This window comes from Oxalobacter paraformigenes (assembly GCF_000158475.2).
GTDB lineage: Bacteria > Pseudomonadota > Gammaproteobacteria > Burkholderiales > Burkholderiaceae_D > Oxalobacter > Oxalobacter paraformigenes.
On the sequence record NZ_KI392030.1, the window covers coordinates 570,123 to 595,811 of the forward strand.

The following is a 25,689-nucleotide window of genomic DNA, read 5'->3' on the forward strand; positions in this document are numbered from 1 at the left end:
GGGGAGTATGTATTACTGCAAACTTGCCATTAGGATTTTCAGTCGCGATGATAGCTGGTTGCAGCAACTGCAGCAAATCGAACCGCCGGAAAATTTTGAATACGATCCGGCTGTGTTTGCCGAATTCGATGCGGGAGAAGCCCGAAAAGGCGATCTGATTGTTCTCGATACAAAGCTGCCGTATGATCTCTGCCGTATCAGGACATACTGCAAAAAGAGTGCCGTTTTAATATTTTGTGGCGAAATTCCGGAAACCGCAGGGTTGTCAACTGATGAACTTAATGCCTGTAGCGATGTCTGGAGCAAGCCTTTATCGCCGAATCTGGTGGAATTCCGCTTGAAACAGGTTCTTTCGCAGATCAAGCTGCGGAAAGAGCATTTTTTGACACAATGTTATCTGAATACGACGATTGACAGTATTCCCGATCTGGTTTGGTACAAGGATACCCGGGGAGCTCATCTCAAGGTAAACAACGCTTTTTGCAATGCGGTAGGCAAAACGAAAAAAGATATTCAGGGGCGCGGACATTATTATATCTGGGATATAGAACCGGAAGATTACGCTGTCGGCGAATACATCTGTCTGGAATCGGAAGAAGTTGTTTTGCAATCGCGGGAAACCTGCGTTTTCGATGAAAAAGTCAAAAGCAGGTTAGGTATGCGTCAGTTCAAAACGTACAAGTCGCCCCTGTTCGATGAGGATGGCGAACTGATGGGAACAGTCGGTATTGCGCATGACGTGACCGATCTGGGCAATATGATGGTCGAACTGAAGATTATTCTCCGCAGTATGCCGTTTGCCATTATGGTATATGACCACAAGGGAGTCGTAACCGATATCAACAGGAGATTCGAGGAATATTTTCAGATAGAACCAGAGGAGATTATCGGAAAGGACTTCAACGAGTGGAGAAAGGCCATTATTAAAAATCCGAAAACGAACGACTCCGGAAAACTGGAGATCAGACTGGCCAATAGCGGGATCGAGCGGATTGTCGAAATCAGCGAAGAGCCTATTGTCGATGTTTTCGACAGTTTTATCGGAAAACTGTTCGTTTGCCGGGACGTAACCAAGGAACGGTCTTTTGAACAGCGTATTCTGCTGAGCGCCAATACGGATGCGCTGACGGGGCTGTATAACCGGCGTTTTTTCTATGAAAAAATTGAGGAAAACCGCTGGAAACCCCAAATCAGTTTGCTATATGTCGATATGGACAATTTCAAGCTGATCAATGACAGGTTCGGTCATCAGGTTGGCGACGATGCATTGAAAATTGTAAGTGATAATCTGAAAACCTGTTGTCCGGAAGACATGATTTGCCGTATCGGCGGAGATGAATTTCTGATTGCCGTTCTTGGTAAATGTAGTGAAACAGGACTGGAAGAAAAAGCGGCATGGATTCTGCGACGTTTGCAAAAGGTTTTCGATGGAACAGATGCCATGGGCGAGTTATCCGCCAGTATCGGTATTGCCTATACTTTAGACCAAAGTTTGCCGATAGATCAGTTGATCAAGCAAAGCGATATCGCGCTTCTTTCGGCAAAGCGTAGCGGAAAAGCCCGGTATTGTCTTTATTCCGATATGTTAAAGGATGTGATCGACAGGCGTGGACGGTAGAGTTTCGGTTTTGGATGCGTTACCCTGTGAAGAAATGCCATGGTTTTGCCACACGCCGGTTCAGAGAATAAGCGGAGAATCGGGCAAGGTGTTGGTTCTTTTGTTTTTACACGGAAAGTGCGTCTGCAATATTCCGTTTATCTCTTTTAACGCGGTGGCGATGCCGTCGTGAAAATGCTTTTCCCGGAATTGTTGCGTCATGCTTGTGCAGATGGTTTGCCATTTCACAGGAGGTACTTTTTCATTGATTCCTCTGTCCGTGACAATTTCCACTTTACGGTCGGCAAGATTGATATAAATGAGCATGCCCGTGTTTTCTTCAGTATTCCAGATTTTGTAGAGGCCGAATAATTCAAGAGCCCGGGTTCGGGACAGTTTCTTTTTAATGATTTCGGAAAAAGACAGTGCGGTTTCGATGATGACCCTGATTTCGGCACGGTGCATTTTTTCTCCCGTAGCGATGATGTTTTCGATTTCTGTGAGCGTTGCCGATGAAAAGGCGCGCCGCGCAACGAAAGAAGGGGTTGCCAGGTGATGGAACAATCTTTGAAACGTGTTCATTTACCAGTCTCCTGAAGCGCCGCCGCCATCGAATCCGCCGCCTCCTCCGGAAAAGCCGCCTCCGGAAAACCCTCCGGATCCGAAGTCGTCATGGTCGCGGAAACGGTCGTGCAAACCGCCTCCCAGGATGATGCCCGATGCTCCCCAGTGCCCGTGTTTCCCGAAGCGGCGTGCGGAACGGGAGCGGATAAGGACAATAACGAAGAAAAGAATGAGAATCAGAAAAGGCGACCATGAGGCCGCTTTTTCTTCCTGTTTTTCCTGTGTGTTTTCCGGAAAAGTTTCCTTGTCCAGCGTCGACGTAATGGCTGTTATGCCGGCAGTCAGGCCCTTGTAGAAATTGTTCTGCCTGAAATACGGGGCAATGACGTCTTGCAGAATTTGTTTGGAGCGCATATCCGTCAAAACGCCCTGAACACCTCTTCCGGCTTCGATACGGAGACGTCTTAAGCCGGGCGGATTGTTCTTCGCGACGATAAGCAGTACACCGTCATCGACTCCCTGACGTCCCAGTTTCCATTCATCGGCAACCCGGATACTGTACTGTTCGATCGTTTCCGGAGCGGTATTGTCTGTCAACAGTACGGCGATCTGATTGCCGGTCCTGTTTTCATAATCCGCCAGATAGTTTTCCAGCGACTGGCGCTGGGAGGGAGAAAGCAGATTGATTTCATCTGAGACATGGGCGTTCAGTTCGGGAACCGGTTTGATGTTCTGGGCATGTCCCTCCATTAACAGGAACAGAAACAGGCATGCCACAAGGAAATGACGCCACTCAAAACGGGTTGAAGTGCCCATGTCGTTCTCTTATTTTCCGAAATTGACCGCTGGCGCTGTCGAAACGGCTTTTTCGTTGTCTACAGTAAAGGACGGTTTAACGGTGTAACCGAACATTTTAGCAGTCAGATTCGAAGGAAAACGACGAACCAGCACATTGTAATCGGCGACAGCCTGGATATATCGCTGGCGCGCGACGGCTATCCGGTTTTCCGTGCCTTCCAGCTGGGCTTGCAGATCCCTGAAACTGGTATCCGCTTTCAGATTGGGATAATTTTCCGAAATGGCCATCAGTCTGGACAAGGCTGAACTCAGTTCGCCTTGCAATTGCTGGAATTTCCTGAAAGCTTCCGGGTTGTTCAATACTTCAGGCGTGATCTGGAAACTGGTTGCCGCTGCACGGGCCCGCGTAACGGACAGCAGCGTGTCATTTTCATGTTGTGTATAACCTTTGACGGTATTGACCAGGTTTGGAATAAGATCGGCGCGTCGCTGATACTGGTTGAGCACTTCGGCCCAGGCCGCATTGACCGCTTCGTCTTTGGACTGGAACTGATTATAGCTACATGCACTGAGCGAAAGTATGGCTACAATCATCAGGAAAGTTTTTGCAATGTTTTTCATGATGTGGTTTGGGAATAGCTGTTTTTATTGATATAGCATAGTTTATCCGATTGCTTTTTCGGCGAAATCAAGTTTCTTTGTTCAATGAGGGCTTCAGCAGTACAGTGCTCATGGACATCAGAATGAGGATCATGGCAACGTAGTCCTGCCATCTGGGTATTTCTCCCAGCAACCAGGCTCCGGAAAAGACGCCAACAACCGGAATCATCATAACGGACAGGCTGGATGCGACCGGCGGCAATTTGCGCGCCATTTGGATCCAGATGATATTGGCGAATCCGAATACCAGAATGCCATTGTATGCAAATGCCGCCCATTCCAGCGGATCGGCGGGAACGTACCAGTTGGCCGATTCGAAAATAAACGAATAAACCGTCAGCGCCAAAGCGCTAAGGGCGATAAGCCAGAATGTCATCGCAATGGAAGGCATGGGAATGACGGTTCTTTTCATTTCAACTGTTCCGTATCCCCAGCTTGCTGCACCGATCAGTACCAGTATGCTGCCGAGCGGTTTTCCCGAGAGGGCGGAAAACTCACCGGACAAGAGTAACAGTGCGCCTGTCGCTGCACAGATAATTCCCATGCATGCCACACGATTCAATTTTTCGTGATATATAAGATATCCTGCCAGTACGGCCCAGACGGGCATGGTGTAACCGAGAATGGCTGCACGGCCGGATGAAAGCATTCTGACGCCAAGTATGATCATCATGTTCCAGATCAGCACGTTAGGCACAGCAAGTCTTATCAGTGGCAAAAGTTGCCCGGAAGGAATAGACAGCGATTCGTGTTTCATCCGTGCGAAAAGGTACAGAACCGGAAGCGCTCCAATCATGCCCAGTGCCCGGAAAGTAACGGGAGGAAAACCGGTTACGCCGAATTTCATGATCGGCCAGTTCAGTCCCCAGCAGACAGTAAGAAATACGAGGAGAAACCATTCTTTTCTGGATAAGCGGGACATAGCTGGGCGATAATATGAAAGGTTACATTATGGACATTTTATTGACGGAGATTTGACTGTGACATTTATTGAAAAATTATCGGGCGCCTGGGAAAAAAGCAATTCGCTTTTATGCGTCGGGCTCGATCCGGATATCCATCGTTTTCCAGCCTGTCTCCGTGGCAAGTCCGATGCAATTTACACCTTTTGCAAGAGTGTTGTCGATGCCACAGCGGATCTGGTCTGTGCCTTCAAACCGCAAATCGCTTATTTTCACGCCGCCCGTGCCGAAGATCAGCTGGAGGCGATTTGTTCCTACATCCGCGAGCAGTATCCCGCTATACCATTGATTCTGGATGCGAAACGGGGCGATATCGGTGCAACAGCGCAACAGTATGCGCGGGAAGCTTTCGAACGGTATAACGCCGACGCGGTAACCCTGAGTCCTTACATGGGCTTCGATTCTGTGCAGCCTTATCTCGAATACCGGGACCGTGGCGCCATTATTCTCGCCCGTACGTCCAATCCAGGCGGTTCCGATCTCCAGTTTCTGAAGGTCAACGAATCCGGAAAAACCATTCCCTTGTATCAGCATGTTGCCCATCTGGTAGCGGAAAAATGGAATACTCACGGTCAATGCGCCATGGTCGTCGGTGCAACCTTTCCACATGAGATAGCCGAGGTCAGGGCCATTATCGGACATATGCCGTTACTGATCCCCGGAATCGGTGCGCAGGGAGGAAATGTCGAAGCGACCGTTACTGCCGGCAAGACAGCCGATGGACGCGGTATGATGATCAATTCTTCCCGTGCGATCCTTTATGCGGGAATCGATGAAAACGAGAATTTTCCAGCTATTTCCCGGCGTGCCGCTATCAAGACGCGCGATGAAATCAATCGTTATCGCTGATGGAACGCGCATGGCTTAACGCGTTTGAAAGCAGGCGGGCAGTAATGTCGACAATAGGGATAATTTTCTGGTAAGCCATGCGGGTCGGTCCGATAACGCCCAGCGTACCGACAATTTTCCCATTGACTTGATAGGGAGCGGTGACAACGCTCATGTCGTCCATGGGAACGAGTTGGGAATCGCCGCCGATATAGATCTGTATTCCGCTTGCTTTGCTTGAAATGTCCAGTAACTGCATCAATTCCGTTTTTTGCTCGAACATGGCGAATAATTTTCGCAGTGAATTGAGATCGTAAGTAAAGTCATGGACATTTAAGAGATTGTTCTCGCCGGCGATGACAACGTCTTCAGTACTGCCTGTGATGGTTTCGTCACCCGCTTCGATAGCGGTTTGCATCAGTTTGGTCAGATCGCTGTGTATTTCTCTCAATTCGTTTTGCAGGCGAAGGCGGATTTCATTAAAGCTCAACCCACTGTAGTGACGATTGATGTAATTGGCGGCTTCGTTTAACTGGGCCGGCGTATAATCCGCTTCAGTCAGTAACAGGCGATTCTGGACATCGCCATTCGGCGTGACGATAACCAGCAGAATACGCTTTTCGGACAAACGCAGAAACTCGATTTGAGAAAAGGCGGATTCATGTTGGGGAGCGAGCACGACGCCGGCGAACTGGGTTAGCGAAGACAGCATTTGCGCCGCATTGGAGATAATTTTCTGAGGTTGTCCCACTTGCGTGCTTAACTGCAGACTGGATTCGATGGAATTTTCACTGACGGGCTGGACGGTCAGCAGGGTATCGACGAAGACCCTGAATCCCCGCGGTGTCGGTATTCTCCCGGCAGAAGTATGGGGGCTGGCGACAAAGCCCATTTCCTCCAAATCGGCCATAATATTGCGGATCGTGGCAGGCGACAAGTCCAGCTTCGACAGTTTGGATAAAACACGCGAACCGACAGGTTGACCTTCGGCAATGTACCGTTCAACCAGGGTTTTCAAAAGAGTTTGGGCACGCGGTTCCAGTGGCATTTTTCAGATTGGCAATTCTTCGAATTAATCCGGATATTTTAAAGCAATATTGGTCTTGTCCGCCCTTTGAAAGGAATATAACCGGATTTAAATTGAACTATATAGGATAGAACATATTTTCCATTCCGTTTTGTTTGTAAATAATGGCGCAGCATTTTCAATTCCGCTTTTATTACAGTGTAAAATCAGGTGGGAAAGCCTCTACTTTCAGCCTTCCTGTATGCTGATACGGGATGAAAATGACAGTTTCATGGCCCGGACTGTTGGTTTGACAATAATTTTGTGTTTCAGATCGGATTTTTTGGTGTAATCTGAAAACGTTAGCAGCTCATCCTCAGATAAAAATGCAGACTAAAAAGAAAATTTTCGCACTCGTCTCCAGGGTGTATATCAGCAGTATTATCCAGTCGATGGAAAAGGTCGCCAGCTTTCTGGTTGAAGCTGGCCACACTGTAGTATATGAATCCGAAACAGCGTCCAATATCTCGCTTCCGGGTATTACCTCGATGAATCTGGAAGAGATCGGTGCGCAGGCTGAAGCCGCCATTGTCATTGGCGGTGACGGAACTATGTTGGGCATTGCACGGCAATTGGCGCCTTACAGTGTTCCACTGATCGGGATCAATCATGGCCATCTCGGCTTTATGGCGGATATTCCACTGAACCGGATGCTTCTGGTTCTGGACAAGATGCTGAAGGGCAAATATGTTTCCGAACAGCGTTTCCTCATTGAGGGGTCTATTATCCGATCCGGGGAAACGATTCATCATTCGATCGCGTTCAACGATATCGTTATTTCGCGTGGCGGCGGATCGGGGATGATCGATTTGCGGGTGCATGTGGATGGCCACTTCATGTATCAGCAACGTTCCGATGGGCTGATTATTTCAACACCTACGGGATCGACCGCTTATTCCCTGTCTGCGGGCGGTCCCATGCTGCATCCGAATCTGGGTGGGATCGTTCTTGTTTCGATTGCGCCTCATACCTTGTCCAACAGACCGATTGTAATTCCCGATACCAGTGAAATTGTTGTTGAGGTGGTTGAAGCGAACCAGCCCAGTATCAATTTCGATTCGCAATCTTTTGCAAGCCTGAGAATTTCAGACAGGATTTTTATCAAGCGTTCGGCCGATACGATCACTTTCCTTCATCCGATGGGATGGAGTTACTACGATACGCTCCGTAACAAATTGCACTGGAACGAGATTTCACGGCGCGAAAAAGTCGATTGAGTTTTTTCGGGAAAGCGTTCTGATAATCGATGTATGCTTTTGAACCTGATCTGAATTTCTTCACGAGATTGCCATGCTTCGTACTCTGACGGTACACGATTTTGTCATTGTCGATTCGCTTGAGCTGGATTTCGCGTCCGGATTCTCGGCATTGACAGGTGAAACCGGAGCTGGCAAATCCATTCTGATTGATGCCCTGCATTTGACACTGGGCGGGCGCGGTGATTCGGGTATGATCCGCGAAGGTGCCGGCAAGGCAGATATATGCGCCGAATTTTCCGTTAGCGATGCCATTGTCGAATGGCTGCGAACCAATGACATCGAATGCGAGGAAGACAGCGTGCTCATGCGCAGAACGATAGACTGTTCGGGACGGTCGAGAGGATTTGTCAATGGCGTTTCCGTGACGACTTCGCAGATGCGTGAGCTGGCTGCATTGCTGATCGATATTCATGGACAAAACGCGCATCAGTCGTTACTGAAGGCGGATGAACAGCGCAATCTGCTGGACAGGCATGCCGGCCTGGAGCAAGATGTGGAGAAACTCGCCGCACTTTACAAGGTTTGGCAGTCACTGCTTGTGAAAATTCATGAAGCCGAAACGGATTCGGAAAAGAGGCAGGCGGAAAAAGAACGTCTCGAATGGCAGGTCGGCGAACTCGAAAGACTGGGGCCGAAAGCAGGAGAGTGGGAATTGGTCAATAACGATTATGACCGGCTTTCACATGCTGCCAGTCTGATCGAAGGGGCGGGCGAAACACTGAACGAGCTGTCCGAATCCGATTCTCCTGTGTTGTCCAGACTGGGCGTTCTGGTGCAAAAGTTGTCCAGACTGGCCGATATCGACGACAAACTGGCGCCGATTGTCGAGTTGCTCGAATCGGCACGAATCCAGCTTCAGGAAGCGGCTTACGGGCTCAGGGATTACCTGTCGCGTACCGATCTCGATCCGGCGCTGCTTCAAACGGTTGAGAAACGTCTTGAAGCGCTTCATTCGGCAGCGCGTCAATTCAAGATTCAGCCGGAATCACTGCCTGAAGAACTGGAAAACAGGAAAAATCTGTTGTTGCGATATGAAAAATCGTCCAGTCTTGCGGAATTGCGGAAACAGGAAATTCACGCAAGGGATGAGTATTTCAGTCTGGCAAAAAGTATTTCTTCAAAACGCCGGCAGGCTGGAAAAGAACTGGGCGACGCTGTTACCGCTGTTATGGAAGACCTGCATATGTCCGGAGGGCGTTTTGCCGTCGAGATCAATGCCGGGGACGCGCGTGCTTATGGTACGGATCAGGTGGAGTTTCTGGTTGCAGGGCATGCAGGGACAAATTTGCGGCCTTTGGCGAAAGTCGCATCGGGAGGCGAACTTGCCCGTATTTCTCTTGCCATTTCTGTCATTGCATCGCGAGCGACTGCTACGCCGACTTTGATATTCGACGAAGTCGATTCCGGTGTAGGCGGGGCAGTGGCGGAAGTTGTCGGCCAATTGCTGAAACGGCTTGGGAAAGAACATCAGGTTTTGTGTGTCACTCATTTGCCGCAGGTCGCCAGTCAGGCGACGCAGCATTTTCACGTCAGTAAAACCCGTGTCGATCATATCAGCCATCCGGTTTCCCGTATTAAAGCACTTGATGACAGGGAACGGGTCGTTGAAATTGCACGAATGCTGGGTGGGGTTGAAATAACGGAAGCGACATTGAATCATGCCCGCGAAATGCTGAAGCGGTAAAGCTTTTCGCTGTTCCTTGATGATTCTCAGTAAAGGGAAATATTTTATTTCCGAGGCTTGAAATTATATGGATCATCCCCATCCTGTATTGATCGAGAATTATCCACGTGGAGGAAACTGTGCAAAACCAGAACCCGGAAAACGAAAATCTGGAAACGACGCCAGATGAACAAAAGATGTCTGATGAACCTGTCGAGACTCAAGAAGGGAGAGAAGATTCGCTGGAAACGAAACTGGCGAAGGCTGAAAAACAGGCTGCTGAAATGCAGGATGCTTTTTTGCGTGCCAAGGCTGAAGGTGAAAATATCCGGAGACGTGCTCAGGAAGACATTGCAAAGGCTCATAAATTTGCCATCGAAAATTTTGCCCAGTCAATGGTCGCTGTCAAGGACAGTCTTGAAATGGCCATGAAAACCGATGTTCCGTCAGTGGATTCCATCAAGGAAGGGGTTGATGCGACACTTCGGCAGTTGAATCAGGTTTTTGAACAGAACAGGATTTTCGAGATCGTTCCCGAACCGGGAGAAAAACTCGATCCCATGAAACATCAGGCTATTTCCATGGTCGAGGCGGATCAGGAACCCAATACGGTCGTCTCCGTTTTGCAAAAAGGCTATACCCTTGCAGACCGTTTGTTAAGACCTGCTGTGGTTATCGTGGCCGCTCCAAAGAAGTCTTGAAATTTCAAAAAATATCCCTATCTGAGGAACAGTAACGGATTGGAATGATCAAACAAAAGTATTGAAACGGACAGTCGCTTGGATGTTTCATTTCCGATTCCAAAAAAATTAAGGTATTGAAAGGATAACAATATGTCAAAAATCATCGGTATTGACCTGGGAACGACGAATTCCTGTGTTGCCGTTATCGAAGGCGGACAGCCCAGAGTGGTTGAAAATTCGGAAGGTGCCCGTACAACTCCGTCCATCATCGCTTATCTCGATGATGGCGAAATTCTGGTGGGCGCTCCGGCCAAGCGCCAGGCCGTCACCAATCCGAAAAATACGCTTTATGCCATCAAGCGCCTGATCGGCCGGAAATTCGACGATCCTGAGGTTCAGCGGGATATCCCTATTATGCCTTTTTCCATTATCAAGGCTGACAATGGCGATGCATGGGTTTCCGTTCTTAACGACAAAAAACTGGCGCCGCCGCAGGTTTCCGCCGAAGTATTGCGCAAGATGAAGAAAACGGCCGAAGATTATCTTGGCGAAGAAGTCACCGAGGCCGTTATTACCGTTCCAGCCTATTTTAACGATGCACAGCGTCAGGCAACCAAGGATGCGGGCCGTATTGCCGGATTGGATGTCAAACGGATCATTAACGAACCGACGGCAGCTGCACTGGCTTTCGGTCTGGACAAGGCCGGCAAGGGAGACAAGAAAATTGCCGTTTACGATCTGGGTGGCGGTACTTTCGATATTTCGATTATTGAAATTGCCGATCTGGATGGCGACAAGCAATTCGAAGTGTTGTCCACCAATGGCGATACTTTCCTGGGCGGTGAAGATTTCGATCAGCGCATTATCGATTTCATTATTGACGAATTTAAAAAGATCAATGGTATCGATCTGAAAAAAGATCCTATTGCATTGCAACGGATCAAGGCGTCGGCGGAAAGAGCCAAAATCGAACTCTCTTCTTCACAACAGACTGAAATCAATGAACCGTATATTGCAATGGCCAACGGCGCTCCGGTTCATCTGAATATGAAACTGACTCGTGCAAAACTGGAATCGCTTGCTGAAGGTCTGATTGACAAGACGATTGAGCCTTGTCGTATCGCGCTGAAGGATGCGGGCTTGAGCGTTTCGGATATCGACGATGTCATTCTGGTTGGCGGTATGACCCGTATGCCAGCTGTTCAGGAAAAAGTGAAGGCGTTTTTCGGCAAGGAACCCCGCAAGGATATCAATCCTGATGAGGCTGTAGCGGTGGGTGCTGCATTGCAGGGTTCGGTTCTTTCTGGCGATCGCAAGGATCTGTTGCTTCTGGATGTGACTCCCTTGTCGCTGGGTATTGAAACACTGGGTGGGGTCATGACCAAAATGATCCAGAAGAACACGACGATTCCAACCAAGTTCAGCCAGATATTCTCGACAGCTGAAGACAATCAGCCTGCGGTTACCATCAAGGTTTATCAGGGTGAACGCGAAATGGCTGCCGGCAACAAGGCTCTTGGCGAGTTCAATCTGGAAGGTATTCCGGCAGCACCGCGCGGTATGCCGCAAATCGAAGTGACCTTCGACATCGATGCCAATGGTATTTTGCATGTCAGCGCCAAAGACAAGGCAACCGGCAAGGAAAACACGATTACCATCAAGGCCAATTCAGGTCTTTCGGAAGACGAAATTCAGCGTATGATCAAAGACGCGGAATTGAATGCGGCGGAAGATCACAAGATCCGCGAACTGACCGAAGCGCGCAATCAGGGCGATGCACTGGTTCATACAACGCGCAAATCGCTTGAAGAGCACGGCGACAAAGTGGATTCGGCAACCAAGGAAACGATTGAAAATGCCATCAAGGATCTTGAAGAAGTCCTGAAAGGTGACGACAAGGCCGCAATCGATTCGAAGATGGGCGCCTTGACGACTGTGGCGCAGAAACTGGGCGAGGCAATTTATGCCGATCAGCAGGCGCAGGCAGGAGCCGCTGCCGGTGCGTCCGGAGCAGGAGCGGCCGGTGCTGGCGCTGGTGCGGATCCGGAACCGGAACTGGGTGACGATGTCGTCGATGCAGACTTCAAGGAAGTCAAAGACAAAGACTGATTGGTTTTCGGGTCTTTGTTCGCCGGGCAGAAATGATCGGTTCCAGACGGATCTTCTGCTCGGCGTTCTGTTTGACCGTTTCAGACATGTTCAACGGATGCCAGCCTGATCCTTTTGGGTAACGATAATGGTATTTAGCACATTCTGATTATGCTGAATCGCTTTTTATAACGTGGACAAGATGGCAAAGCGAGATTTTTACGATGTTTTAGGGGTTGCCAAAAACGCCTCGGATGATGAAATCAAGAAGGCTTATCGCAAGCTGGCGATGAAGTATCATCCTGATCGCAATCCCGATAGCAAAACAGCTGAAGACAAGTTCAAGGAAGTCAAGGAAGCGTACGAAGTTCTGTCGGACGAACACAAGCGCGAAGCGTATGACAGGTTCGGTCATGCCGGTGTTGATCCCAACATGAATATGGGAGGGCACCCGGGTGGCGCTCCCGGCGGCGCCGATTTCGCTGATGCTTTCGGTGATATTTTTGGCGACATTTTTGGGGGTGGCGGAAGAGGGCAGAGAAGCGCTGGCCCACAGATGTATCGGGGAGCAGATCTTCGTTACAATCTGGATATCACGCTTGAAGAAGCGGCTAAAGGCAGTACCAAAACCATTCGGGTTCCCTCGTGGGATAATTGTGAAACCTGCCATGGTTCAGGGGCGAAACCGGGAACTTCGCCAATGACTTGTACAACCTGTAACGGTCAGGGGCAGGTCAGAATGCAGCAGGGATTTTTCAGTCTTCAGCAACCCTGTCCGACCTGTCACGGCACTGGCAAGATGATCAAGGAACCGTGTCCGACATGTCATGGGGCAGGAAAAATCAGGCGTAACAAAACGCTTGAAGTCAAGATACCAGCCGGTATCGACGATGGCATGCGGATACGCTCTGCCGGAAACGGTGAACCAGGTCAGAACGGGGGGCCCCCTGGCGATTTGTATGTCGAGATTCGCATTTTGCCGAATCCGGTTTTCAGACGGGAAGGCGACGATTTGCATTGTGAAATTCCCATCTCTTTCGGCATTGCCGCACTGGGCGGGGAAATCGAAGTGCCGACGTTGAACAATCGTGTCGCTTTCAACGTTCCTGCGGGCACGCAAACCGGCAAGACATTCCGGCTGAGAGGAAAAGGAATCAAGGGCGTTCGGTCTGCACAGCCCGGCGATCTGTTTTGCCACGTGAAAATCGAAACGCCTGTCAATTTGACTGACCGGGAAAAAGAATTGATGCGCGAATTCGACAAACTGATCGTTGACGGCGGCGCCAGACACACTCCTCAGGCAAAAGCCTGGATGGATAAGGTGAAAGGTTTGTTCCGTTAAGTGGCTTTTTTTCAAGGCCCGGTTTTGGTTGCTCGCCAAAACCGGGCTTTTAATTTATATGCCACCGGCAAATCCGTTCTGCCGCCAAGCTTCATAGACGACGATGGCAACGCTGTTGGACAGATTCAGGCTTCGGTTATGAGGCCGCATCGGAAGCCGGATCTGGTGGCCTTCCGGAAAAAAACGATGTATTTCTAACGACAAGCCCTTGGTTTCCGACCCGAAAACAAACAGGTCTCCTGCGTGGAAAGATGTTTTTGAAAAACAGGGGCTCCCATGCGTGGTCAGGGCAAACATACGGGAAGGGTCTGGCGACATTTTCTGAAGGAAGTCAGACCAGCTGGAATAGACTTTTATCTTCGCGAACTCGTGATAGTCGAGGCCGGCCCGGCGCATTTTTGCATCGTCCAGAGGAAAACCCAGTGGTTCGATCAGGTGCAGTTGTGCGCCTGTATTGGCGCACAGACGGATGATGTTGCCGGTATTCGGCGGTATTTCCGGTTCAACCAGTACAACATGGAACACTTCAATTCTCCTGTAATGTTTTCGGGAGCGTTCGTGCGAAAACGAAATTGGTGACCCGCTTCGCTCCCGATTTTTTCAGCAAACGGGCAATTTCTTCAAGTGTGTGTCCGGTCGTCATGACATCATCAACGATTCCGATATGTTTTTCCTTTATGGAAAAGCGGCCAGTTTCAGCAAGGTCGAAAGCGTTATGGACGTTCTTTTTTCTTTCCTGAAACGAAACGGTCGATTGTTTTTCTGTTTCCCGGTTTCGATAGACCAGATCAGACAGAAGCGGGATTTTCATCAGTTTGGCAAGTTTTTTCGCAATTTCATGGGATTGGTTAAAACCGCGTTCAATGAGACGGGTTTTACCGAGGGGTACCGCAATAATGAAGTCAGGGCGCAAACCGGAGGATCTGCCGGATTTTACAGTAGCCTGATAGATCAGTTTTCCCATTAAAGGAGCCAATGCCAGCCGGTATTGGAATTTAAGCAAGTGCACCAGTTGATCAAGCGGAGGCTCGTAATTGACGGCGACAACGGTCTCGTCAAAGGAGGGAGTATGCTCGAGACACTCTCCACAAAGGAGAAAGTTTGGATCAGGCGCAGAATGAGGCAAGCTGTTCCCACAACAATGACAGCGTAGCGATTGATCGTGCAAATAGTGTTGGCGACACCGATCACAAATTCCATTTGAACCGGGCGAATAACATAATGCGCAGGGATGAGCGGTTTTTCCAAGGAGACCGGTTAAAACGGCAAAACAGTGGGAAAGATTGAAATTCATACTTGGTTTTGTTCTGTTTGTCGAATCTGTTTTTACGTCAATGCAATTCAGCGTCATTTCGTTACACTGGCAATTTCATTGTTTTCCAAACAAGAGAATTGTATGCCTATTGAATTGCGGAGAGTCCGGTCTTTGTTTGAAAATCATGCCAAAGCGGAAAATTCCCGTTTTTTGACGCGCGAGGTAGCCAATCGAATGCGGGAACGGCTGGCTGTCATGAAGATCAACCCGATCCGGATACTGGACGGGGGATGCGGCGATGGCTGCGATCTGGTATTTCTTTCCGACCGTTTTCCTGTAGCGCAGGTTGTGGGAATAGACGCTTCCCTGGAAATGCTGGTTTACGCTGGCAAACAGACGAATGGCAAAGTGGATAATGTTTGCGGAGATTTCGGTTTGCTTCCTTTTGGACGTTCCACTTTCGATATGATCTGGTCCAATCTGGCTTTGCACTGGCATGAAGACATTACAGGGGTTTTCGGCGAATGGGAACGGGCGTTGGGTCCGGATGGCTTGCTGATTTTTTCCTGTTTCGGTTCACAGACCCTTGAGGATTTACGGAAATCTTTTGCCGGGATCGATCGCTATTCGCATGTGCTTCCGTTCAACAGTATGCACGATATCGGAAATCGGCTGGTTGCCGCCGGTTTTTCCGCGCCTGTTCTTGAACGGGAATGGATTGATGTCACCTATACAAGTGCCGAAAAATTGCTGGCCGATGTGCGTGCCCTGGGGGGTAATCCTCTTGCTGACCGTCCAAAGGGTTTATCTGGCAAGCGCCAGCATGAAAAATTGCTGGAAAATCTGAATGCCCGACGCACACATAATGGTGCTCTGGTGCTCCGGTTCGAAGTAATCTACGCGCATGCGTTCAAGGAAGCGCAGTGGATGGGCGAAGAAAAAATCGTCAGCATTTTCAGGTGAAGGGAAAGTTAAAAGGTGCGTGAAGCACCTTTTAACTGTAAGCGGTCAACGTATTTTTCATTTTTTTCAGAGCGGCCGCTTCGATTTGGCGGATTCTTTCGGCCGAAACACCGAATTCCGCTGCGAGAGCATGCAGTGTTGCGCTGTTGCCGTCGTCGCTGTTCAACCATCGCGCTTCGACAATACGACGGGAACGCGGGTCGAGTTTTGCGAGCGCTTCGGCTAATCCTTCTGACTGCATACGGTCGTTTTGTCTGGCTTCCAGAATAGAAGCCGGTTCCGTTTGTTCAGAAGACAAATAAGCGATCGGTGCGAAATTATCGTCATCGTCGTCGTGCTGTGTTTCCAGCGCAATATCGTGACCGTTCAGTCGCGTTTCCATTTCGGCGACTTCTTCGTCCTTGACATTCAGCTTTTCTGCAAGAGAACGGATTTGTGCTCTTGTCATGGAGTCCAGTCCGTTTTTATGGCTGCGCAAATTGAAAAACAGCTTGCGTTGTGCTTTGGTCGTCGCTATTTTTACCATTCTCCAGTTTCTGAGAATGTATTCATGGATTTCAGCCTTGATCCAGTGGATGGCATATGATACCAGGCGCACGCCCATGCCCGGATCAAAGCGTTTTACTGCCTTCATCAGACCGATATTGCCTTCCTGTATCAGGTCGGCATGAGGAAGACCGTACCCAAGATAATTGCGCGCAATGGATACAACCAGACGCAAATGGGACAAGACAAGTTCCTGTGCTGCGGAAAGATCGTTGCGTTCGCGGTAACGCAAGGCAAGATCAGTTTCCTGTTCCAGTGTCAGTATCGGCAAGCGGTTGACTTCAGCGATATATGCTTCGATATTGCCAAGCGAACCGGTAAAAGCTGGAGCCAAAGCATGACTGCTGACCGGCATAAACGATGTTTGTGCGGACTTTGCGTTCATTCTTTCTCCTTGGTATTCACTTAATGTGGAATTTATTAATAGGTATTATTTTAGCACTCTTCTGAAGAGAGTGCTAATAATGTTCGGTTTACAGCAAAAAGCAGAATTCAGTGGAAGGCTTTTATACTAGGACAAATAAAAAATAGATATTTGTTTAATATCACTGGATTCGCGCGTGCGTGAAGAGGGAGCGGCTTTTATGGAACAGTCAATAAATTTTTCTCAGTTGTCTGTTTACCGACAGAAGCGCGCCCAACCAACCCAGAGTTGCGCTTGCAAGTAGCAAAATAACCGATAGAAGAGGATCCAGGGGTGTCAACTGAAAATCCGAACCGTAAAGTCGGGTCAATTCATGGATGGCTGAATTGAATGGATAAAGGCTCAAATCAATCAACAGGAGGGCAAAACAGCCTGAAAAAAGCCCCAGGAATATTCCCATGTAATAAAAAGGACGGCGAATGTAAGCCCTGCTCGCTCCAACATGCCAGGCAAGGGTGATTTCATCCAGGTGCATCAGAACTTGCAAACGGATAGTGTTGAAAGTAACGACGATGACCACGACACTTAAAACGACGGCCAGGAAAAGGAGTCCCATTCTCAGGACACCAAGAAGTGCGGCCAGCCGTTTTGTCCAGGCGGAATCGATCTGGACCTTGTCCACGACAGGAAGTTTTTGTAACTGGGCGGCAACCGCTTCCATTTGCGCCGAAAGCACCGTATTGGATGTATTCTCGGAAAGACGGACAACATAGGAGTCGGGCAGCGGATTTCGCCCGAGCGAATCCACGATGTCATTCAGTCCCGTTTTTTTCTGAAGCGAATCAAGCGCAGTTTCCCGGGAGATGAAAACGATTTCGGCTTTCTGACCGGCATCATGCAATATTTTGTCGATTGATGTTTCCAGCGCCACGGCATTTTCACGACTGGTATCCTGTTTTATGAAGAGGCTGATTTCCGGAGAAACGGACAACTGCTCGGTGACAGACTGGACATTATCGAGAAGGGTAAGGCCTCCAAATGGCAGTGCCAGTGTCATGGACAAGACAAGAATATTGAAAAAAAAGTGTCCGGGAGAGCGGAGAAACTGGGCAAGGGCATGACGGATTGCCGTGATGTGGTGTCTGAACCAGATATTCATGCTTGTTTACCCTTCGCAGAGGAAGCAGTATGCCTTAGCCTGCCGCGATCAAGAAAAACGATACGGTCGGCTTTTGTGAAAAGCTGTTCGTCGTGGGTAGCGATAATACATGTTACGCCAGCTGACTGGAAAAAAGTGAGCGCTTCAAGCACTCTGCTTGCATTGGCACGGTCAAGATTGGCGGTCGGTTCATCGGCAAGAATGATTTGAGGTCTGTTGACAATGGCGCGTGCCACAGCAACCCGTTGCTGTTCACCTTCTGACAGGGAAGGAGGTAGCGAAAAGGCACGATCCGGCAAACCGACTTTTTCCAGTGCGGCCAGCGCACGGGATTCTGCTTCAGATTTTGGCGTTCCCGTTACGAACAGAGGCAACATAACGTTTTCCAGGATAGTCCTGTCGCGCAACAGGCTTTGCTGCTGGAGGATCAGTCCGAGATTACGCCTCAAAAAAGGAATCCCGGCAGATTTGATCTGTCCGATTTCCTGTCCGTTGACCTGCAATGTTCCTGTATCCGGCCGTTCGATGGCGGCAATCATTTTCAGCAAAGTCGATTTTCCGGCTCCGGAAGGGCCGGCTAGAAAAACGAATTCGCCTTGTTCAATAGTCAAATTGATGTCCTGTACAGCGACAATATTGTCGGGATAACACTTGGACACGTTTTGAAACTGAATCATGGCATTCATTTCTAGCTCAGCAATGCATTGGAAAATTCTTCAGCGACAAACGGCTGCAAATCGTCGATCTTTTCTCCCACACCGATAAAATAAACAGGTACCGGATGGTTTTTTGCAATCGCTGCCAGAATGCCCCCCTTGGGTGTTCCATCAAGTTTGGTAACAATGAGTCCTGTGAGACCCAATGCTTCATCGAATGCCTTGACTTGCGCCAGAGCATTCTGGCCAGTGTTGCCATCTATGACCAGTATTATTTCGTGAGGTGCTTCTTCCATGCCTTTGCCGATGACCCGTTTCACTTTCCTGAGTTCTTCCATCAGATGTAACTGGGTAGGCAAACGGCCGGCTGTATCGACCATGACAACATTGATGCCTTTCGCCTTGGCGGATTGAACGGCATCGAAAGCGACAGCGGCCGGATCGCCGGATTCCTGCGCGATAACGGTAATTTTGTTACGGTCGCCCCAGACGGCAAGCTGTTCCCTTGCCGCGGCACGAAAAGTGTCGCCAGCCGCCAGCAAAACGGTTTGATCGTTGTTTTGCAGGTGCTTTGCCAGTTTGCCGATAGTGGTTGTTTTTCCGGCGCCGTTTACGCCTGCCATCATGACGATTAATGGGGTATGGCGACCAATTTCAAGGCTTTTTTGCAGCGGAATCAACAAATCGGTCAAAAGTTTTGCCAGTTCGGTTTTAATTTCCGCCGGGTGCGTCAATCGTTCTTCTTTTACTTTTTTTCTAAGCGAATCGAGAAGATATTCGGTAGCCGGAAGCCCGACATCTGAAACGATCAATGCCGTTTCAAGTTCTTCAAACAGTTCTTCATCAATCGTGGTTCCACCGAATATGTTCAGATTGGCCGATGTTTTGGCCAGTCCTGCTTTGAGGCGACTCAGCCACGACTGTTTTTTTTCCTCTTCCGGCTTGGCAAGTGTAGGGGAAGTCTCTATATTGGCAGCAACCTGTTCGGAAAGTTCCGGAGAGTCGGCTATATCAGCGGATTCGTCCGGCAAAACCGGTTTGCTGATTTCTTCTTCTGTCTTTAGGGTACCGGTTTTCTTTTTGAAAAAACTAAACATGGGAATCCATAGTAAGCTGAAGTCGGGAGCAAATTCAAAAGCCTATTGAAGTTATCATTTTAGCAGAGCTGGAAATATGAAAATTCGAAAAATCCTCTTTGGTCTGATGTTTGTCCTGTTCTGGGTACAAAACGGACTGCATGCCGAACCGGCGAAAGAGTTCTATCTTGAAAATGGAATGAAAGTCGTCGTCAAGGAAGATCATCGTGCACCGGTTGCGGTGCATATGGTCTGGTATCGCGCGGGATCAATGGATGAAACGAATGGAACGACTGGCGTCGCGCATGTTCTTGAACACATGATGTTCAAGGGAACACCGAAATACCCGGAAGGCAGCCTGAGTAAAACAGTAGCCAAACTGGGTGGCAAAGACAATGCTTTTACCAACACGGATTACACGGCTTATTTTCAGCAGATTCCACGAGACAGTCTTGAAAAAGTGATGGAAATGGAAGCCGATCGCATGAGCAATCTGCAATTCAAGGAAAAGGACTTCCAGAAAGAAATCAGGGTCGTAATGGAAGAGCGGCGCTGGCGAACAGATGATCAGCCGGAAGGGCGAGTCGATGAGGCTTTGCGCGCCGCAGCATTCGTCGCTCATCCATATCACTGGCCGGTCATAGGCTGGATGAACGATTTGCAGAATATGACGGTTGACGATGCCAGAAACTGGTATGAAAAATGGTATGCGCCGAATAACGCGACAATGGTTGTTGTGGGGGATGTAGACGCCCGCAATGTCAGGAAAATGGCCGAGAAATATTTTGGGAAAATCAGACCGAAGAAAATCGCTTCTGCCAAGCCTCAGGTGGAACCCGTGCAGCGGGGTGTAAAGCGTGTAGCGGTTTCAGCGCCTGCAGAAAATCCGCTGGTCGTTTTGGCATACAAGGTTCCGGCATTGAGGGATGTGGAAAAGGATGAGGATGTTTACGCCCTCGATGTGCTGGCAACTGTGCTGGATGGTTATGACAATGCACGTCTTTCTGCTTCGCTGGTACGCCAGGAACAGATGGCAGTATCGGTCGGAGCGGATTATTCCGCTCTTTCACGCGGCCCAGCTCTTTTCGTGCTGGAAGGAACACCGACGCGCGGCATTTCTGTCGAGGAGTTGGAAAAACGTTTGAAGCGGGAAATTTCAGAGATTGCGAAAAACGGTATTTCGCCGCAGGAATTGGAAAGGGTGAAAATGCAACTGATTTCTTCCCAGATTTACAAGAGAGACTCCATGTTCGGACAGGCGATGGAAATCGGGGTTTTCGAGATGAACGGCATTGGACAAAAACAGATTGACCGGATTATTGAAAAACTGAAAGCGGTTACGCCCGAACAGGTTCAACAGGTAGCCCGGAAATATTTTTCGGACGATTCCTTGACGGTCGCTACTCTGGTTCCGGTCGCTTTGCCGGATAAAGCGGTTGAATGAATTTTCGCGTGGAATGGATGATGAATATGTTATCGCTTGGGATAAAAAGAAGAATTCTTCAGAGAGTCGGAGTAAGAAAGTCCAGCTGTTTCCTTTTTCTCGGCGTGTTCTTCAGTTTGTGCATGGGCAGTCCTGCTCTGGCAGCTTTGCCGATTCAGCAATGGATGACGGAAAACGGTTCAAAAGTGCTGTTTGTCGAAACGCATGCCATTCCTGTCCTGGATATCAGTGTTGAATTTGATGCCGGATCACGGCGTGATCCTGAAGGAAAAAACGGTCTCGCCGTCTTGACAAACGGATCGCTGGACAAGGGGATTTTACCGATATACGGCGATGGCGTCAGCGAATCGAAAATACTCGATACCTTTGCTGATACAGGCGCTTTGCGCAGCAGTAAAATCACCATGGATCGGGCAGGTTATACATTGCGGGTATTGTCGGATCAGGCTGAATCCAAAAAAGCCATAGAATTGATGTCGCGGCTTCTGGCGACGCCATCTTTTCCAGAGGAACTGCTCGAACGTGACAAGATGCGGCTTGTCGCCTCTATCAAGGAGGAAATGACGCGTCCTGAAGCGATTGCCGTGAAAACTTTCAAACAGGATATTTACCACGATCATCCATATGGAAAAAGCCCCTCACCGGAATCGGTTGTTTCAATTACGCGTGATGATCTGGTCAGTTTTCATAAAACGCATTATGTTGCCAATCGTGCCGTTATCAGTATTGTCGGTGATATTGACAAAGAACGCGCCAGAGAAATCGCGGCGGAAATCAGCCGGGATTTGCCCATATCACATCAGGAATTGCCGGCGCTTCCTATCGTTAAAACAACTTTCGGGAAAACTGAAGCTGTTTCCCATCCCGCGACACAGGCGCACGTTTTGCTCGGTATGCCTGCCGTCAGACGGGGTGACACCGATTTTTTCGCTTTGACTGTCGGCAATTACATTTTGGGAGGTGGCGGTTTTTCTTCCCGCCTCATGCAGGAAATCCGGGAAAAAAGAGGATTGTCCTACAGTGTGTACAGCAAGTTTCAGCCTATGTTGCAGGAAGGGCCTTTTATCGTCGGTTTGCAAACGGAAAAAAAACAGGCCGATGACGCCTTGAAAGTGACCCATTCAACGCTGGATACGTTTTTGAAAGAAGGACCGACAGCGGCAGAACTGCAGTCGGCGAAAGACCATCTGGTAAACAGCTTTGCCATGCAAATGGATAACAATCGCAAGGTTCTGGAATTGATTTCCCTGATCGGTTACTATCGGTTGCCGCTCAATTATCTCGATACATGGACAGCAAATGTCAAACGGGTAACGGCGGAGGATGTAAAAGCGGCCATGAACCGGAAACTCTCGACAGAGAAAATGGTTACAGTCATTGTTGGGAATTGACACATCTGCCTGGTTAAAATGATTCTGGAGTTTTGTTACGATGATCCGCGATAAAAACGAACGAAAACTTTCTTCTGCCGGGTCAGCAAGCCATAAAATCCGTATTACAGGCGGTTTGTGGAAACGGACTCCACTTGCCGTTCCTGATGTAGCCGGTTTGCGCCCGACTCCTGACCGCGTTCGGGAGACATTGTTTAACTGGTTAACGCATTTGCGCGGAAGCGCTTTCGGACAAATGAGTTGTCTGGATCTGTTTGCGGGAACAGGGGCTCTCGGTTTTGAGGCTGCCAGCAGAGGCATTTCCAAAGTGACAATGGTTGAGGAAGACAAAAAAGCCTGTTCCCGCTTACAGCTTGTCAAGGAAAAACTGGGCGCCGGGCAGATCACGGTTCTTCCTGCAGATGCCGTTAAGATCGCAGGGGAGTTCGCTCGTGCGGGCAAGCGGTTTGATCTGATATTTCTTGATCCTCCCTTTCAGAAAGATTTTCTGTCGCTTGTTTTACCCCAATGTATCAATTTATTAACAAAAAGCGGGCTGATTTACATTGAAGCAGATAAGAAAGTGACTCCTGAAACACTGCGCTTGTGGGTGCCTGGCGATGTGTTGAATTTACAAATCATCCGCGCCGGCAAGGCCGGACAGGTCTGTTATCATCTGCTTGAAATGAAGGCATGATGCATATCTTGAGGTAATATACGGGTGTTGCAATTCTGAAAGAGTAAAAAATGGTTATTGCTGTTTATCCTGGAACATTTGATCCGTTGACGCGGGGGCATGAAGATCTGGTTCGTCGTGCCTCAGGCCTGTTTGATGAGCTGATTGTCGGTGTAGCGGATAGCCGGACGAAAAAGCCTTTTTTTTCTATGGAAGAGCGGATGGCCATTGCAAAAGAGGTGCTGGAGCATTACCCGAATGTCAGAGTGGAAAGTTTTACGGGATTGCTGAAAGATTTTGTCAGGGAACACAATGCCAGCGTTATTATTCGCGGTTTGCGGGCCGTTTCCGATTTCGAGTATGAATTTCAAATGGCAGGAATGAACCGTTATCTGATGCCGGAAGCTGAAACGCTTTTCATGACGCCTTCAGACCAGTACCAGTTTATTTCGGGTTCAATCGTTCGCGAAATCGCTTTCCTTGGCGGTGACGTTTCAAAATTCGTTTTTCCTTCAGTCGAAAAATGGCTCAGAAAAAAAGTCACTGAAATCAGGGAAAAAAAAGAATAAACCGGCCGATCGGAATGTGGCTGGAGGTCGTTTGAGGAACAGATGGCGTTATTAATTACGAAAGACTGTATTTGCTGCGATATATGCGTTCCGGAATGTCCCAATGAAGCTATTACTTTGGGAAGGAAAGTATGCGAAATAGATGTCAATAAATGCACTGAATGTGTTGGTCATTATGAGGAACCCCAATGCAAGCAGGTATGCCCGATGGACTGCATCGTCAATCACCCCGATTTTGTCGAAACATCGCTTCAGTTAATGGAAAAGTTTATTCGTCTGAGCGAAAGCAAGGCATAAAAAAACGGCTGTCTTAGACAGCCGTTTTTCACATAGCTGTGATTTCTGATTGTTTTATACATTGAAGAGGAAATTCAGCACGTCTCCGTCTTTTACGATGTAGTCTTTTCCCTCGGCACGCATTTTGCCGGCTTCCTTGGCACCTGTTTCTCCCTTGTATGCAATGTAATCTTCGAACGATATGGTTTGGGCGCGAATAAAACCGCGTTCGAAATCGGTATGAATAACACCGGCCGCCTTGGGTGCCGTATCGCCGGCATGAATTGTCCAGGCGCGGACTTCCTTGACCCCTGCGGTAAAATAAGTCTGCAATCCTAAGAGCTTGAAAGCCGCGCGAATAAGACGGTTAAGTCCGGGTTCTTCCATGCCCATATCCGAAAGAAACTCTGCACGATCTTCTTCAGGCAATTCAACGATTTCGGATTCAATAGCGGCACAGATCGTTACAATAGGGGCGTTTTGCGAGACGGCGTAGTGTTTCAGCTGATCAAGAAGAGGATTGTTGGTAAACCCGTCATCGGACACATTGGCGACGTACATCGTCGGTTTGGCTGTTATCAGGCAAAGGGGACGGAGCAGTTCCATTTGCTCTTTATCCAGCCCCATAGAGCGGACAGGTTCGGCCTTGTTCAAATGGGCGGCTACTTTTTCCAGCAAATCGCACAGACGGGCCGATTCCTTATTGCCCGAGCCGGCCTTTTTGATTTCACGCTGAATGACTTTTTCTACTGTATTCAGGTCCGCCAGTGCCAGTTCAGTCTGAATAACGGCTATGTCGCTTAACGGATCAACCTTGCCGGCCACATGGACGACGTTATCGTTCTGAAAACAGCGAACGACCTGTACGATAGCATCCGTTTCCCGAATGTGTGCCAGAAACTGGTTGCCCAGTCCTTCTCCTTTAGAGGCACCCGCAACAAGACCGGCAATATCCACGAACTCGACAACGGCCGGCAGGATTCTTTCCGGTTTTACAATAGCGGCCAGTTCGTTCAGTCTGGGATCGGGAACTTCGACGATCCCGACGTTGGGTTCAATAGTACAGAATGGATAATTCTCGGCGGGGATGCCCGCTTTGGTTAGTGCATTGAAAAGAGTAGATTTGCCGACGTTTGGCAAACCGACGATGCCGCATTTCAAACTCATGAAGATACTTTCTGAAAATGTCTGGAAAAATAGAGGACTTTCACGATGAATAAAGGCCTGGCGAACACTTTATCAATTTTCCATTTGATGTCAATGTCTGCATATTTTCTGTAACGATATACCGATACGGGCAGTTACGCTGGAAATCCCAATACCCGTTTAACGTGGAAAAGAGGCCTATTCACCGGGGATGCTGAAGCAGGAGTGTAGTAGCCTCCGACGGGATAGAGAACATGGTAGTGTAGGGGATGTGGAAAGTTTAAAGGGTAGGGGAAATAGGGGGGGCGTGCGAGAAAGCAACGGGAGGGGATAGGATGTGAGGGGAGGGGTCTTGACATGTTGAGTGATAGGGGTAGATAATTTTGTTTCTCTGCTTTACGGTGGTTTGTAGGTAGCTGTTAGAGGAGAGGAGAGGTCAGGTTTTTTGGAGGTTTTGTAAAATAAATCAAAAAAAGGCTTGACAGGTGATAAAAAGAGGTACATAATTTCGTTTCTCTGCTGATGATAAACAAAACGCTTTATCGGAGAGTGGAGGGGTGGTAAGACGAAGCGATCTTTAAAAAAGAACAGATGATAAGTGTGGACGTTTGTTGAGAGGTAAAAAAGAAACAAACGTTCGCAAGAGAAAGTAAGGACTTCGAAAGAAGAACCTTGTCAG

At 48.7% G+C, this 25,689-nt stretch carries 25 protein-coding genes; 13 read left to right on the forward strand and 12 right to left on the reverse strand.

The window, feature by feature from the left end; all coding sequences use genetic code 11:
* The first annotated feature begins 7 nt into the window (after positions 1-7).
* Positions 8-1,618, forward strand: a complete 1,611-nt coding sequence (locus tag OFAG_RS02740; RefSeq protein WP_005878840.1) for a sensor domain-containing diguanylate cyclase — start codon at positions 8-10, stop codon at positions 1,616-1,618.
* Between the two features lie 60 nt (positions 1,619-1,678).
* Here OFAG_RS02740 and OFAG_RS02745 read toward each other — a convergent pair whose 3' ends face one another.
* The 4 genes from OFAG_RS02745 to OFAG_RS02760 form a co-directional block, all read right to left on the reverse strand.
* Entirely contained in the window at positions 1,679-2,179 is a 501-nt protein-coding gene (locus tag OFAG_RS02745) for a TPM domain-containing protein (protein WP_005878841.1), read from the reverse strand.
* Complete coding sequence (locus OFAG_RS02750; protein WP_005878842.1) at positions 2,180-2,977, reverse strand: TPM domain-containing protein; 798 nt, start codon at positions 2,975-2,977, stop codon at positions 2,180-2,182.
* A gap of 9 nt (positions 2,978-2,986) precedes the next feature.
* Positions 2,987-3,580: a LemA family protein gene (locus OFAG_RS02755; RefSeq protein WP_005878843.1), complete on the reverse strand. Its 594-nt coding sequence runs from the start codon at positions 3,578-3,580 to the stop codon at positions 2,987-2,989.
* A gap of 67 nt (positions 3,581-3,647) precedes the next feature.
* Positions 3,648-4,541 carry a DMT family transporter gene (locus OFAG_RS02760; protein WP_005878844.1) on the reverse strand — a complete coding sequence of 298 codons (894 nt, stop codon included), beginning with the start codon at positions 4,539-4,541 and terminating at the stop codon, positions 3,648-3,650.
* Positions 4,542-4,599: 58 nt separating this feature from the next.
* On the opposite strand from OFAG_RS02760, the gene pyrF reads away from it, so the two are divergent.
* Positions 4,600-5,430, forward strand: coding sequence for an orotidine-5'-phosphate decarboxylase (gene pyrF / locus OFAG_RS02765; protein WP_020994774.1), 831 nt, complete (start codon positions 4,600-4,602; stop codon positions 5,428-5,430).
* Here the strand turns inward: pyrF and hrcA are convergent.
* Positions 5,414-6,457 carry a heat-inducible transcriptional repressor HrcA gene (hrcA, locus tag OFAG_RS02770; protein WP_005878847.1) on the reverse strand — a complete coding sequence of 348 codons (1,044 nt, stop codon included), beginning with the start codon at positions 6,455-6,457 and terminating at the stop codon, positions 5,414-5,416. The genes pyrF and hrcA overlap by 17 nt on opposite strands.
* 344 nt (positions 6,458-6,801) lie before the next feature.
* On the opposite strand from hrcA, the gene OFAG_RS02775 reads away from it, so the two are divergent.
* The 5 genes from OFAG_RS02775 (at position 6,802) to dnaJ (ending at position 13,510) form a co-directional block, all read left to right on the forward strand.
* Positions 6,802-7,692, forward strand: a complete 891-nt coding sequence (locus tag OFAG_RS02775; RefSeq protein WP_005878848.1) for an NAD kinase — start codon at positions 6,802-6,804, stop codon at positions 7,690-7,692.
* A gap of 73 nt (positions 7,693-7,765) precedes the next feature.
* Positions 7,766-9,418 carry a DNA repair protein RecN gene (recN, locus tag OFAG_RS02780; RefSeq protein ID WP_005878849.1) on the forward strand — a complete coding sequence of 551 codons (1,653 nt, stop codon included), beginning with the start codon at positions 7,766-7,768 and terminating at the stop codon, positions 9,416-9,418.
* Between the two features lie 119 nt (positions 9,419-9,537).
* The gene (gene grpE / locus OFAG_RS02785; protein WP_005878851.1) at positions 9,538-10,098 is read left to right on the forward strand and encodes a nucleotide exchange factor GrpE; all 561 of its coding nucleotides are present in this window, start codon (positions 9,538-9,540) and stop codon (positions 10,096-10,098) included.
* A gap of 132 nt (positions 10,099-10,230) precedes the next feature.
* Entirely contained in the window at positions 10,231-12,189 is a 1,959-nt protein-coding gene (gene dnaK, locus OFAG_RS02790) for a molecular chaperone DnaK (RefSeq protein WP_005878852.1), read from the forward strand.
* A 181-nt stretch (positions 12,190-12,370) separates the two neighbouring features.
* Complete coding sequence (dnaJ, locus tag OFAG_RS02795; RefSeq protein ID WP_005878853.1) at positions 12,371-13,510, forward strand: molecular chaperone DnaJ; 1,140 nt, start codon at positions 12,371-12,373, stop codon at positions 13,508-13,510.
* 54 nt (positions 13,511-13,564) lie between these two features.
* Here dnaJ and trmL read toward each other — a convergent pair whose 3' ends face one another.
* Together trmL and OFAG_RS02805 are read right to left on the reverse strand one after the other, a co-directional pair.
* Positions 13,565-14,035: a tRNA (uridine(34)/cytosine(34)/5-carboxymethylaminomethyluridine(34)-2'-O)-methyltransferase TrmL gene (gene trmL / locus OFAG_RS02800; RefSeq protein ID WP_005878854.1), complete on the reverse strand. Its 471-nt coding sequence runs from the start codon at positions 14,033-14,035 to the stop codon at positions 13,565-13,567.
* Between the two features lies 1 nt (position 14,036).
* Complete coding sequence (locus OFAG_RS02805; protein WP_005878855.1) at positions 14,037-14,636, reverse strand: ComF family protein; 600 nt, start codon at positions 14,634-14,636, stop codon at positions 14,037-14,039.
* A gap of 270 nt (positions 14,637-14,906) precedes the next feature.
* Between OFAG_RS02805 and OFAG_RS02810 the strand changes: the two genes are divergently transcribed.
* A complete protein-coding gene (locus OFAG_RS02810; RefSeq protein WP_040719341.1) occupies positions 14,907-15,728 on the forward strand; it encodes a methyltransferase domain-containing protein in 822 nt (273 codons plus the stop codon).
* 31 nt (positions 15,729-15,759) lie between these two features.
* On the opposite strand, the gene rpoH is transcribed toward OFAG_RS02810, so the two are convergent.
* From rpoH to ftsY, 4 genes are all read right to left on the reverse strand, one after another.
* The gene (rpoH, locus tag OFAG_RS02815; RefSeq protein WP_005878857.1) at positions 15,760-16,659 is read right to left on the reverse strand and encodes an RNA polymerase sigma factor RpoH; all 900 of its coding nucleotides are present in this window, start codon (positions 16,657-16,659) and stop codon (positions 15,760-15,762) included.
* 208 nt (positions 16,660-16,867) lie between these two features.
* Complete coding sequence (locus tag OFAG_RS02820) at positions 16,868-17,797, reverse strand: cell division protein FtsX (protein ID WP_005878858.1); 930 nt, start codon at positions 17,795-17,797, stop codon at positions 16,868-16,870.
* Positions 17,794-18,474 carry a cell division ATP-binding protein FtsE gene (locus tag OFAG_RS02825; RefSeq protein WP_005878859.1) on the reverse strand — a complete coding sequence of 227 codons (681 nt, stop codon included), beginning with the start codon at positions 18,472-18,474 and terminating at the stop codon, positions 17,794-17,796. The genes OFAG_RS02820 and OFAG_RS02825 overlap by 4 nt, the downstream gene beginning before the upstream one ends.
* A gap of 11 nt (positions 18,475-18,485) precedes the next feature.
* On the reverse strand, positions 18,486-19,550 hold the full coding sequence (gene ftsY, locus OFAG_RS02830; RefSeq protein WP_005878860.1) for a signal recognition particle-docking protein FtsY: 1,065 nt from the start codon (positions 19,548-19,550) through the stop codon (positions 18,486-18,488).
* Between the two features lie 76 nt (positions 19,551-19,626).
* On the opposite strand from ftsY, the gene OFAG_RS02835 reads away from it, so the two are divergent.
* From OFAG_RS02835 to OFAG_RS13210, 5 genes are all read left to right on the forward strand, one after another.
* Positions 19,627-20,973: a M16 family metallopeptidase gene (locus OFAG_RS02835; RefSeq protein WP_005878861.1), complete on the forward strand. Its 1,347-nt coding sequence runs from the start codon at positions 19,627-19,629 to the stop codon at positions 20,971-20,973.
* Between the two features lie 122 nt (positions 20,974-21,095).
* A complete protein-coding gene (locus OFAG_RS02840) occupies positions 21,096-22,364 on the forward strand; it encodes a M16 family metallopeptidase (protein ID WP_005878862.1) in 1,269 nt (422 codons plus the stop codon).
* Positions 22,365-22,404: 40 nt separating this feature from the next.
* Positions 22,405-23,040: a 16S rRNA (guanine(966)-N(2))-methyltransferase RsmD gene (gene rsmD / locus OFAG_RS02845; RefSeq protein WP_005878863.1), complete on the forward strand. Its 636-nt coding sequence runs from the start codon at positions 22,405-22,407 to the stop codon at positions 23,038-23,040.
* Between the two features lie 50 nt (positions 23,041-23,090).
* A complete protein-coding gene (gene coaD, locus OFAG_RS02850) occupies positions 23,091-23,588 on the forward strand; it encodes a pantetheine-phosphate adenylyltransferase (RefSeq protein ID WP_005878865.1) in 498 nt (165 codons plus the stop codon).
* 42 nt (positions 23,589-23,630) lie between these two features.
* The gene (locus OFAG_RS13210) at positions 23,631-23,885 is read left to right on the forward strand and encodes a YfhL family 4Fe-4S dicluster ferredoxin (RefSeq protein WP_005878867.1); all 255 of its coding nucleotides are present in this window, start codon (positions 23,631-23,633) and stop codon (positions 23,883-23,885) included.
* Between the two features lie 54 nt (positions 23,886-23,939).
* Here OFAG_RS13210 and ychF read toward each other — a convergent pair whose 3' ends face one another.
* A complete protein-coding gene (gene ychF / locus OFAG_RS02855; RefSeq protein ID WP_005878870.1) occupies positions 23,940-25,031 on the reverse strand; it encodes a redox-regulated ATPase YchF in 1,092 nt (363 codons plus the stop codon).
* Positions 25,032-25,689 lie beyond the last annotated feature (658 nt).

Coding starts and splice junctions, on each gene's coding strand:
- OFAG_RS02755 (WP_005878843.1), bottom strand. CDS start 3,580: ATGAAAAACATTGCAAAAACTTTCCTGATGATTGTAGCCATACTTTCG.
- recN (WP_005878849.1), top strand. CDS start 7,766: ATGCTTCGTACTCTGACGGTACACGATTTTGTCATTGTCGATTCGCTT.
- rsmD (WP_005878863.1), top strand. CDS start 22,405: ATGATCCGCGATAAAAACGAACGAAAACTTTCTTCTGCCGGGTCAGCA.
- coaD (WP_005878865.1), top strand. CDS start 23,091: ATGGTTATTGCTGTTTATCCTGGAACATTTGATCCGTTGACGCGGGGG.
- hrcA (WP_005878847.1), bottom strand. CDS start 6,457: ATGCCACTGGAACCGCGTGCCCAAACTCTTTTGAAAACCCTGGTTGAA.
- ftsY (WP_005878860.1), bottom strand. CDS start 19,550: ATGTTTAGTTTTTTCAAAAAGAAAACCGGTACCCTAAAGACAGAAGAA.
- rpoH (WP_005878857.1), bottom strand. CDS start 16,659: ATGAACGCAAAGTCCGCACAAACATCGTTTATGCCGGTCAGCAGTCAT.
- dnaJ (WP_005878853.1), top strand. CDS start 12,371: ATGGCAAAGCGAGATTTTTACGATGTTTTAGGGGTTGCCAAAAACGCC.
- OFAG_RS02825 (WP_005878859.1), bottom strand. CDS start 18,474: ATGATTCAGTTTCAAAACGTGTCCAAGTGTTATCCCGACAATATTGTC.
- OFAG_RS02840 (WP_005878862.1), top strand. CDS start 21,096: ATGGGCAGTCCTGCTCTGGCAGCTTTGCCGATTCAGCAATGGATGACG.
- OFAG_RS02820 (WP_005878858.1), bottom strand. CDS start 17,797: ATGAATATCTGGTTCAGACACCACATCACGGCAATCCGTCATGCCCTT.
- OFAG_RS02835 (WP_005878861.1), top strand. CDS start 19,627: ATGAAAATTCGAAAAATCCTCTTTGGTCTGATGTTTGTCCTGTTCTGG.
- dnaK (WP_005878852.1), top strand. CDS start 10,231: ATGTCAAAAATCATCGGTATTGACCTGGGAACGACGAATTCCTGTGTT.
- OFAG_RS02760 (WP_005878844.1), bottom strand. CDS start 4,541: ATGTCCCGCTTATCCAGAAAAGAATGGTTTCTCCTCGTATTTCTTACT.
- OFAG_RS13210 (WP_005878867.1), top strand. CDS start 23,631: ATGGCGTTATTAATTACGAAAGACTGTATTTGCTGCGATATATGCGTT.
- OFAG_RS02745 (WP_005878841.1), bottom strand. CDS start 2,179: ATGAACACGTTTCAAAGATTGTTCCATCACCTGGCAACCCCTTCTTTC.
- OFAG_RS02740 (WP_005878840.1), top strand. CDS start 8: ATGTATTACTGCAAACTTGCCATTAGGATTTTCAGTCGCGATGATAGC.
- OFAG_RS02750 (WP_005878842.1), bottom strand. CDS start 2,977: ATGGGCACTTCAACCCGTTTTGAGTGGCGTCATTTCCTTGTGGCATGC.
- OFAG_RS02810 (WP_040719341.1), top strand. CDS start 14,907: ATGCCTATTGAATTGCGGAGAGTCCGGTCTTTGTTTGAAAATCATGCC.
- OFAG_RS02775 (WP_005878848.1), top strand. CDS start 6,802: ATGCAGACTAAAAAGAAAATTTTCGCACTCGTCTCCAGGGTGTATATC.
- ychF (WP_005878870.1), bottom strand. CDS start 25,031: ATGAGTTTGAAATGCGGCATCGTCGGTTTGCCAAACGTCGGCAAATCT.